3 protein-coding genes are annotated in these 11,276 nt (G+C 37.3%); 2 read left to right on the forward strand and 1 reads right to left on the reverse strand.

Translation table 11 applies throughout. The features are described 5' to 3' along the window. On the forward strand, positions 1–1,461 hold a 1,461-nt coding region (locus tag AC0QT1_RS07970), incomplete at its 5' end, for a DUF637 domain-containing protein (RefSeq protein ID WP_473202058.1). Then, the gene (locus AC0QT1_RS07975) at positions 1,462–4,011 is read left to right on the forward strand and encodes a DUF6990 domain-containing protein (protein ID WP_473201222.1); all 2,550 of its coding nucleotides are present in this window, start codon (positions 1,462–1,464) and stop codon (positions 4,009–4,011) included. Positions 4,012–5,501: 1,490 nt separating this feature from the next. Here the strand turns inward: AC0QT1_RS07975 and AC0QT1_RS07980 are convergent. Further along, positions 5,502–10,493, reverse strand: coding sequence for a DEAD/DEAH box helicase (locus AC0QT1_RS07980; protein ID WP_473202059.1), 4,992 nt, complete (start codon positions 10,491–10,493; stop codon positions 5,502–5,504). Positions 10,494–11,276: the final 783 nt, after the last annotated feature.

Genomic DNA, 11,276 nt, shown 5'->3' on the forward strand with positions numbered 1-11,276 from the left:
AGCATTGTTTCTTCGATGGTGACAGCGGGTTTGACCAGCCAATTGACAGATATGGCAGGGGTTGGTCAGTCTTTACCCAAAACGGCTCCCTTTGCAGAGCGGATTGCCCATGAAGCGGAAAAGAACCTAATCAAAGCTTCCATTGGTGCGGGTGTGCAAACGGTTCTTGAAGGTGGTTCTCTTGAGAAGAATTTTTTCAACAATCTGCGCACTGCCTTGTCTGATACGGTTGGCAAGACATTGGCAGAAGAAATTGGCACAGCCAAGGCTGAAGGAAAGATCGACACGGTCACCCAGATTGTTGCCCATGCTGGTCTTGGTTGCTTAAAAGGCGCTGTTGCAAGCGGTGCTTGCTCTGCTGGTGCCGTGGGCGGTGCTGTCGGCGAAGCCACCGCAATGCTCCAGTTTAAACTGTGGTCTCAAAATTTAATACAAAAAGAAATAGCAGCATTGAATGGGCGCCCTCTAACTGTAGAAGATCAAGCACGCATAGGTCAAAAAATTAAAGAGCAATTTTCCGATTTTAGAGATCATGCTATTAATGTTGCACGGGCTGCGGGTGGCTTTGCAGCTGGGCTTGCTGGTGGTGATGTGAATAGCGGTGCTGATGCCGCAGGCAATGCCGCAGAGAATAATAGTCTTGCGTTAGCAGCTCCGCTTGTTGTGGAGGCTGGTGCAGTTTTATCCGCTCTAACTCCTGTAGGATGGGCAATTCTAATCGTAGGCGGAGCAGTTGTTGTTGTATCCTATTTGAACAGAGATATTGTTGCTACAACTGATCCTCTTGACGATTTGGCTGTTGTGTCGAAAAATGCAGAAAAAGACAGCGAAAAAACAAACAAAAATACCAAAGAAGAAAAAAATAAAGACTCACAAACGAGCAGCAAAGGCCCACAAAAAAATAATGATGATGACAATAAGGAAAAGGGTAAAAGTCTTAATAAAGTTAGAAAACATCATGACAAAAAGCGGAATAAGGAAAAGCAAGAATTGGAAAATAGAGAAAAATGCACGGTGTGCCCGAAGGAGCCATCATTTAAAGATAAAGTGAAGGGAGCTGAATTTGAGAGTGATCTGATTAATAAAAAAGCACTTGAAAAAAGATCTCGCCCTGATCTTGTTTATATAGAAAATGGTGAATTAAAAATTAGAGAAATAAAAACAGGTGATGCGAAGCTTACAGAAAATCAAAAAATTTTGCAAGAATCTTATAAAACAGGTAAAGCGAGACCAACGGGATCTATAATTAGAAATTTTCTTCATGAAAACAAAGAGAAGCTAAATAAATATCAAGATGAACTCAAAAAATTTATAAAAGAGAAGAAACCAACTGAGAAAGCATTGGACGATTTTAAAAAAAATTGGGCTCAAAACCAATTAGGCAAGAAATGGGGAAGAAAAATCGAATATGAAGTTGTCCGTCATCCAAGTCTTTTAGAAGAGCTTGCACAAGGAAAATAAATGATGATGCAAATCAAAAATGTAACAGAAATTTTAAAAAGGCTGGGGTGGAAGCCCTATCGCGATGAAGTGGGCGATACCTTCGCACATTATCATCTTCCTGACCGTATTGTCGGCATTGACTATGATATAAAAAATTATGGAGAGAGTGGTAAAGAGTTGCGGTTATCAGCTAATCTCACTACCGCTGCTTATTGTCTTGCTCGGGAATATTCTAAAGGTAAAGAATCACAATATAAATATGGAGATATTCTGTTTTACGCGAAGGAAAATTTCAATATTAAAGCTCCAGATCTTTATGAAAGCCATATTAAGGATGCTCTAAACAAAGTTATTTCTTGGGCACAAGAGCAAGATATTGAACAAAAGTTACGCGAAGAAGCTGTCAATCATTCTGCTGTTGCAGAAGCATTGCTTGGCGATATCGATGCTTTAAAGAGTTCTGAGCTAACACCCCAATTACATGTACCAGAATTTGCAGATTACAAAACAATAGGATGGATTGATCGTCTTATTCTTTTTGCACAAGCCTATAAAAACGGGGTGTTAGATGATATTCTAGCACGTAAAAAGCCTAAACAACGTTTGATGAGTCTTACAGTAGCAAGCCGTATTCTCAAAACGCAAGGGTGGTTTGCCACGGAGCCTGGAAAAATGTGGTTAACTTTGCCTGATCGCTTTATTCAGTTTGATTTTGGCTTTGTACGTCTTCTTGATAATTACAATATCCGTCTTGAAGCAGAGATTTCTAACGAAGAAATTTCTGTAGCTTGCGAATATATTCACTATAGTGGGGAATATGAGTGTATATTTCCTACGGATTTTTATCAGTCTTTTAACACGATTGGAGGGGGAATTTATAGTGGTTTTGATAAAGGCATTGATATTTGTGTAGAGGCGTTGAATGAGCACGAGATTATTAAAATCTCTGAGCGGGTGATACAGTGGGCACGTGCTCAAGATTTGCAAGCGTCGATCAAAAGTAAAACACTTTTTCAGGAATATGTCTATTATCCAGATGTGATTTGGCATTTGGCTTGCTTAGCATTAACAGGTCAAATTGATGTGCTGAAATCCTATCAAAATTCACTTGAGATGGGTAAAATTCCTGAACATTTACAAAGTCTTGATGAAGAACTAGAAACCCATGTTAATCGTGCTATTGAATTTGCTGAAGAGTATCTGCCAACTTTGCAGAAGATAGAGGAAGAAGATACAAGTATTGATGTACAATCTTTGGCTTTTCTTAATACAGTTTCTGAAAAATTAAAAGCGATGGGTTGGACAGTTTATCGCGATAAAGATTACAATCGTAATGCTTATTTTATCAGCAAAGACCGCCTCATCAACATAGTTTATAAGCTTGAGACAGAAGGGAAAACCTCCATTGTTACAGTGAAAGCTTCACTTTCAACACTTGGTTTTTCTACCGCTCATCGGGATATGTTTTCTCGATTACCTCAGTATATACCACTCAAAGAGGCAGAAGGAGTTTATACAGTTTCTAGTACTGAATTGGATGAAGGCAAACTGAAACAGATCTGTATAAATATTCTTGAGTGGGCAGATCAACAGAATGTCAATCAAATTATCTATGACTATGCCGCTTTGCCAACAAATAGCGAAGCTTACCTTCTAGCACGTCACCTTATTGCGCTTATTCTGATAGGGGATATAGAGAAGCTCAAATTTTATAAGGAGAGCATTAGAAAAGGTAATCCTCTAGGTTTTGTGAAAGACATTACAAAATACATAATTGATAGTGTTCTTACTCTTGCACGAGATTATCGAAAAGGTTTTCCAAAAAACGCTCTGATTTTATCCCTTGATCCACAAACAGCATCTGTTGCTTCTAAAACAACTTCTGTTGAAGTGGATGAAGCGGATGACAATGATAATCATCTCACCATGGAAAGTGCTCATGCTCTTTTAAAAAGTTTGAATTGGTCCGTTAAGAAAATCAATGAAGACGATTATATGGCGAGCTATCAATTGGCTGATCGTGAAGTTGATTTTCTTTATAACGACGAAGTTGCTGAAGATTATCCGCAATTTGATAGCGCCTTGTTGATTAGTACCGGCATAGTTGCCGCTGCTTGCAAGGTCATTGATCCTATTCATTCTGAAGATTTACCGGATTTAGATCTTAATTTTGAAGCCAAGGGATTGGAAATCTTTGAAGCAGAGGTGAGTGCGGATCGATTAAAGCAGGCGCTTGATGATGCATTAGAATGGGCGATAACCGCCATTGATCTTCATGAAGAACTTCGCTCTCACTATGGTACTGCGCCTTGGGAAGTAAGCAATGTGAATGAAGAAACCGATGCGCATTATGGCTTGCTTCATATTGGTGCTCTTGCTTTATTGGGTGATATTGAAAGCTTGCAGTCCTATCAACAAAGCTTTGAGACAGGAGATCATCTAGGCTTTGATGAGAGCATCAACCAAACCCATCTTGAACGCGCATTGGTTTTAGCTACAGAAGTAAAAAGGAATAAACAACTCAACTATGCTTTAGTTAAACAGGTAGCAGAAAAGCTTGATGATTAATGATGGCTTCAGCAAGGAGAAGCTTCATTCTTTTGGAAAAAGAAATTCATTCAATTTATCGGAAAAAAAGACAAGAGATAGTATTTTAAAAAATATCGAAAAGGTTTCAGAAATTTTATAGAAGAGGAGGGAGAGTTGAAATCTTTCCTCATCAGTTGAGTAAACGCAACAGTAGTGGTAATCTCACTATCCTTGGAAAAAAAACAACCTCATTATTGACGGATTTGAGGCTAAGAAAGTAGAGGGTGGTGCAGATTTCAACAACAGTAGTATTCTCTCTCCGGATGTGATGCAAGAGTTTAGAGTCCATGATCTAAACTTGGAGAGAAAGTTGGCAACAATCTCTTAATTCATTTAGGTGAGGATTTCATAATTGTTTCTCAGGTGAGAATCCTTCCAACTATCACTCGTCAATGAGCTGTTTGCTCAAAATCTTTTTCTCTATTATCGAATGTAAAAATTGTGAAAAATAAAGATTTTTTTCAGTATGCTAAGCAAATTCAAGATCTCTTTTGCGGGGTTGCTCTGTTGTTTTAATTCATTCTCTATAGTCATCGCATCATTTTTTCAAAACAAAGGATAATATGATCATGCGGGTTTGATTTGTTATAAAAACATTTCGAATTCTTATATCCTTATCAAAATACCTATTAATGGGCTTTTGTCTCTTTTGTTTGTTTTGTCAGTTAATCTATCCCCCCATTCCATTTAAAAAAAATAGAGATAAAATAAAAACATTATATTTCAATAGGTTAGCATTATACAAATTTTTGTAATCCAATGCATAAAAGCAATGTGAGTAATATAGACAATTAATGACACGCATTTTGTCTGTTTTGTCAATTTTTGTCAGTAAATTTTAACAAACAATTATTATGATTAGAGTGCGTGTTTAAATTATGTTTTATGAGAGAGCATATAAATCTTTAAAGCCTTTCAAAAGACAGCTCGTGATTATGAGAAATATTATCAAGATTTTTAGTTTTGAGGGTTTTGAAGGTTTTGAGGGTTCTTTTAGCCCCCCCCTTTAAAAAAAATTTTAGTAAAAAATAAAAAGTGTTATATTTCAATATGTTAATTTTTATCAATTTTCAAAAAACAACTGATGATTAATGATATGACGCATAAATACAACTAATATTATATGTTTTGAGGGTTTTTGAGGGTTTTGAAGGTGTCATAACGTAAAGAATAAAAACATTCATTCTTCTCTTTAAAAAGAGCTTTTGAAAGATATCATTTTAGATTGCGATATAATCTTTTAAAGGCAATGTAAAAAAATCTCATTCTATTTAAGATGGGATTTCTTAAAAGTCTTAAAGCAATCCAAATGAGAGTGTCTAAAAGTGCAAGGTTTCTCTTTTTAGAATAGCGCATAGTAAATCATTCCTTTTAAGATTCTACATAATCAACTAACAAAAGAGTATAGATATAAACTCTATACCCCTTGTGAGATTGGCATGCTTATATGATAGGCATGCTTCATAAATCTATTGAGTTTCTCTTAATTCTAATTTTGGTAGGTTCTTAACAATCTTCATTGTTTCTAAACTTACCGTAATAACCCTTTGGAACAATTCCAATGGATAAGCAGGGTTGCCAATGGTCTCAATAGCATAGCGATTGGCATCATTAACAATGCCACTCTTTTTATCAGTCTTTACACATTGACGCCCCATAACCCATTCAAGAGCAGATTTACCATTCACGATATACTCATAAGCTTTAAGAGGGATATCTGTTATTATGATATTGCTATTGTAAATAACTGTAGACTTATCCTTTTCCTTACTATTTTTGATTTTTGCGAATTTCATTTCTGTAACATAATAAAATTTCTCAGGATTAGAGATATCTGTAAGTTTTGGATTTCCTTTTTTAAAGGTCACGGGATAAGGCTCTACAGTCTCATAATTGACGTGTAAATTGCCTAATTCACGCCCCGCATTAACAAATGCCCAGAAATCTTCAGCACTCTTTACGCAAGGGATGCGAGGCAATTCCTTAGAGAGATTATCAGCATAGCGAGCACGGTAATCTTGTGAGTGCAAAATTCCATAAACATAATAGAAGATATCATCTTTGGTAATTTTCTCATTAGGATAAGCCGCTTTAAAATGTGCTAAACCTTCATCAGTAATGGCATCACGGCGTTGTAAACCAGTGGTTTTTCCTTCCTCTGTAGAATTTGTAAATAAATGGGATTGGCTATTACTTCTATTTTTTGAAACCTCAGTATCTTCGTAAAGGTACAATGGAAAGCATTGACTAGTATCTAGTGCATGAAGATCAGGTAAATTTTTACTCATCAAAACAGAAAAGCCACTTCTTTCTCCTAAACCTGTAACTTGTATCACCTTATTTTCAAAGGCTTTTCCCATTGGGAATATACGCGGCATTTGATAAACAGCATCATTAAAGGTACGATTGTAATAAAGCCATTGTTGTGTAAAGGGACGGTAAAGACTTTGAACTAAGCAATCACTTTCAAATTTGAATGTCTTTCTTTTTACCAGCTCTTGTTTAAGAGAATAGTTCCAACTGATTTTTGTGGTATCGATGTTAACGAATTTGTCTACAGCGTTTTTACGTATTTTCCGATCAGCATGTGGATAGGTTTCGTTAAAACGTTCCACTTCACTATTATAGAAAGCAATCATATTATTCATATTTTTTGCTAAAATCTTACGGCTTGAGTTATATACCCAAGCATCCCGATTGGTTTTTAAACCACACGAAAAATTTTCAAAGAGCTTTTTGTCATGACCGTTCTTAACACCCATAGCTAGGAATGTTTCAAAGCTGTCATCACGTTGATTTACCCAATCACCATGTTTGTTTGGTGTGATGATTTTCCATTCTTGTTTTTGTGCAAGACCACCAATACTACCAAGGGACTTGAGTACAGACAGTTTCTTTTCTGTCGTAAGATTATTGCCAATATCATGATAGTAAATTTTACAATCTCCAGAAACATTGGGATTTTTGATAAATAATGTTACAGCAATACCGGTCATACTACCATTGCCAAAAACATTTTCTCCTTCTTGAGCTCTACCACCACTTAACATGTTTTTACGAAGATCTCCTCGTAAATTAAGCACATAAATACTGGTAAATTCCTTGGTTAAAGATTTGCGTAAACTGTTCATTGTTGGCTTTTCTATATAACCAGAACCAGAAACAAAGCCAATGATGCCAGCATTTTCAATACGGTCACTTGCCCAACGAATAGCGCGAATGTAACTATCGTAAAGTGCTCGTATATTCGTTACTTTCGAGTGAGCAGCATAGGTTTCACGAATACGGTTATCTAAAAGTGGATAAGGGGTGTTCTTCGCATTATCATTCTCATTCTTTTGCCCCACGGAATAAGGAGGGTTGCCAAAGATCACTTCGATATTCAGCTTTTTCTGAAGTTCCAAATATTCACTGTTTTCTTTAAACAATTCTTGCAGCAGATTTTTCTCTTCAAGCATCTGAAACGTATCAGTCAAACCAATATGTTTGAAGGGAATATAATCTCCTTTCATAAGACTATGATAGGTCGATTCAATATTTATGGCTGCTATGTAATAAGCTAAAAGAACAATCTCATTAGCATGGATATCATGACGGAATTTATATTCCATATCCTCTGGTTGAATGAGATCAGATTGTAAAAGCCGTGTGATAAAGGTACCCGTACCTGTAAAGGGGTCAAGAATAGAAACACCACGCGATCCCAAGCTCTTGCCAAATTCCTTGCGTAAAACATCATCAACGGAATGAATGATAAAATCCACAACCTCAACAGGGGTATAAACAATGCCAAGTTTATCTGTCGTACGTTTGAAAGCCTTGGCAAAAAAGCTTTCATAAAGCTTGATAATAAGATTTTGTCTTGCATGGGGTTCGGTAATCCCAGAAGCACGGAATTTGACACTTTCATAAAACTCTTTAAGCTCTTTTGACTCCTCTTCAATATTGGTCTTATCCAACTCAGCTAAAATCTTTTCCATTGCTTGTGAGATGGCATTGTTTTGTACAAATTGATTGCCATCAAACAAAGCCTCAAAAACAGGACGCGTGACAAGATGCTGCGCTAACATCTCAATCGCTTCCTCTTGTTTGATATCACTGTTTAAGTTGTTCTGTAATTCTTTGAGAAACGCATCAAAAGCACGGCGTGCTTTACTCTTTTCATCAGTAAGCATGTTTTGCAGGCGATTGATATGGTTTTGTGCAATCTCAGCAACATTGCCCGCCCAGTTTTCCCAATAGTCACTCATAGTTGATCTTTTGACAAGAAATGTTCTAAAAGCATTGGGAAATGCCTTATACAGAGGCAATTGTCCTTGCCCATTATGATGAGAAAGGGATTTACGGACGGTCGTAGCAAAAGAAGCATTTGCGCTTTCTGTTTTCGCCTGTAAGGGCACATCATCAACAACGGTTGTCACATTTTCTATCTCCATCTTTTGAGAAACCGTGACAATATCGATAATAGGACTTACATCTTGCCCTAAGTTCATTTGATTAAGGGTTTTGCTAAAATTCTCATCATGGGCAAGTAAAGCATTGAGAACTTGCCAAACAACACTGTATTTCTTATTGTTTTTTAAAGCCAATTCAGGGGAGATCCCAGCCGGCACGCCAACCGGTAAAATGATATAGCCTCTTTTCTTATTGGGAGCCCGCCGCATAACACGCCCCACCGCCTGTATCACATCCACTTGGCTTTTGCGCGGGTGTAAAAACATCACCGCATCAAGAGCAGGAACATCCACCCCTTCAGAGAGACAACGAACATTGGTTAAGATACGACAGCTATTTTCCCCCGCATCTTCTTTTAACCAATCAAGCAATTCCGTTCGTTTCTTGGCACCATCTTTTCCATCAATATGCTTTACATCACAGATCAGAGGGGGGGTATCTTTGTGTTCTTTATGGATTTTACCGAAAGCTCTCTTAACACCCTTGCCTTCAAAGGTATCACGAATGCGTTCAGAGGTCTTAATATCTTTACAAAAAGCCAAAGCACGGCGCATTGGATTTGGATCATCCCCAAGATCAACTTTCAGATCGATTTTGCTCAGAGCTTGGTAACAGCCTAAGATCTTTGTTCTATCATCAAGAAGAAGTTCATAATTCTTATGGTTTGTAGGGATCTCAAGAGTATCACGCACGAACTTTTCATCCACACCCAAGACAATAATCTTATAAGGCGTTAGCAGTTCATTCTTGACGGCATCGGAGAAACTATAAAAATACAGCTGTTTTCCATAGATTGCCTCATTATCCATAGAAGCTAGCACGGCATCCAGTTCATCCGCCCGTCTTTTCGCATGGTCACTAAAGATGCGCGGGGTTGCAGTCATGTAGAGACGTTTTTTGCCCTGAATAATGCTGTTGTCATGAACCTTGATAAAATCCGATTCACTTTTATCGGTTCCCAAAGCCGCCCCCGTTGTACGGTGCGCTTCATCACAAATGATCAGATCAAATTCGGGTAAAGCATATTTCTTTTGTGCATCGGCAATCACTTGGATTGATTGGTAAGTAGCAAAAACGACATTCATAACATGGGGAGCAACTTTGTTCCCTTTTTCGCCAAGCATTTGCGCATCGGTTGTGACAGGCAATGCCAAGTCCGAAGCACTCAGTTCAGCATCATCATCATTATTGAGACGCCGCTTGCCTATTTGCTTATCCGAACAAACCGCAAAGGAACGCAATGGGATTTGTGCATCCGCTGTCCATTCGCGTATTGTTTGTGACATAAGAGCAAGAGAAGGCACTAAAAACAAAACACGCTTGCCTGTTCCGGCTATTTGTTCTGCTATCTTAAGACTTGTAAAGGTTTTACCCGTCCCACAAGCCATAATCAGCTTGCCACGGTCTGCTTCTTTTAAACCCTCACAAACAGCTTCAATGGCTTCTTTCTGATGGGTAAAAGGTAACTTTTGTTTCTTATCTTTAAGAACAATTTTCCCTTCTGTTTCAAAAATCCCCCAATCGATTGCACTGTCTTCCATGTTAAAGAGATTAATGCGATAAACCGGAACCGCTTGTCCTTCGATCATGGTATTGGCGTTTTCGCTTAATTCCCCTTGCGTGCTGTCAATAAGAAGGCGGTATTTAAAACGATTTTTACCTGAGATGGCGATAAAGCTCTCAATATTCTCTTGAGTGATCTGATAGTTTGTCTCATAAAACTTACATTGGATGGCGACATACTCATTGCAATCACGTATTTTTGCGACCAGATCAATATCGGTATCTTCATCGCTTCCTTTCCATCCATGCACATCAGCTACGTCTCTATAGCTTTGGACTGTTTCATATTCTTGGCATTGGAGAGGGTCTTTTGTGAGATAAGCAATCACAAACTTTTCGAAAACCTTTTGCTTCTCCTGTTCTGAGATTGGTTTCTCACGATAGGATTGTAAGAGAGCACGTAAAGAGGATTGTTTATTATCAGAATTGAGGGTTTGAAGCATTATAGAGAAACTCCATAGTCTTATGACATTTATCAATTGACTTCGAAAGAATCGAAATGGGGTTTATTAAATACATTTAGGATAAATATCGAGTCTGAAATGGGAGAAAACCGCCCGAAAACCCACCAAATCCGTCAAAAAAATTTAACAAGTTGCAGTTATAAACAGCAAAGTGGTGAAATTTGCTATTCATTTTATGAGAAATAAAGACAAATTCGATATGTGTTTTAAGAGATCAAAATAAATAGTTTGAAGTGTTTTATGATCACAAAATATCATAACAATTGTTTGTTAAAATTTACTGACAAAATTTGACAAAACAGACAAAATGCGTGTCATTAATTGTCTATATTACTCACATTGCTTTTATACGTGATGTTTTAAAATTTTGAAAAATACTAACCTATTGAAATAGAATGTTTTTATTTTTTCTCTCAATTTTTTTTCAATGGGAGGGGGGTAAATCAACCGACAAAACAGACAAAAGAGACAAAACTCTTTTTACAAAAGAATTCTGATCTTTCCCTTTGCAGAAGGTTACCTAACAGAATGCCATTGAAAAGAGTTTTGCAAAATTGTTTTGAGAAGCTTTAAAAGAGCTTTCTTCATTGTTTAATACTCTGATTTTTTACCAAAGGATGCCATTCATAGCGTATGGTAGAACGACCGCCTTTTTGCTCCTTGTCATCACAGATTTTACGAAGATAGTTGCAACGGCATAAAACATCTAAAGCTTTTTTAACGGCTTCCTTATCTTTTAAATGCGTCCAGCAGCGCCTGTAG

Source organism: Bartonella sp. P12B (genome assembly GCF_055796185.1).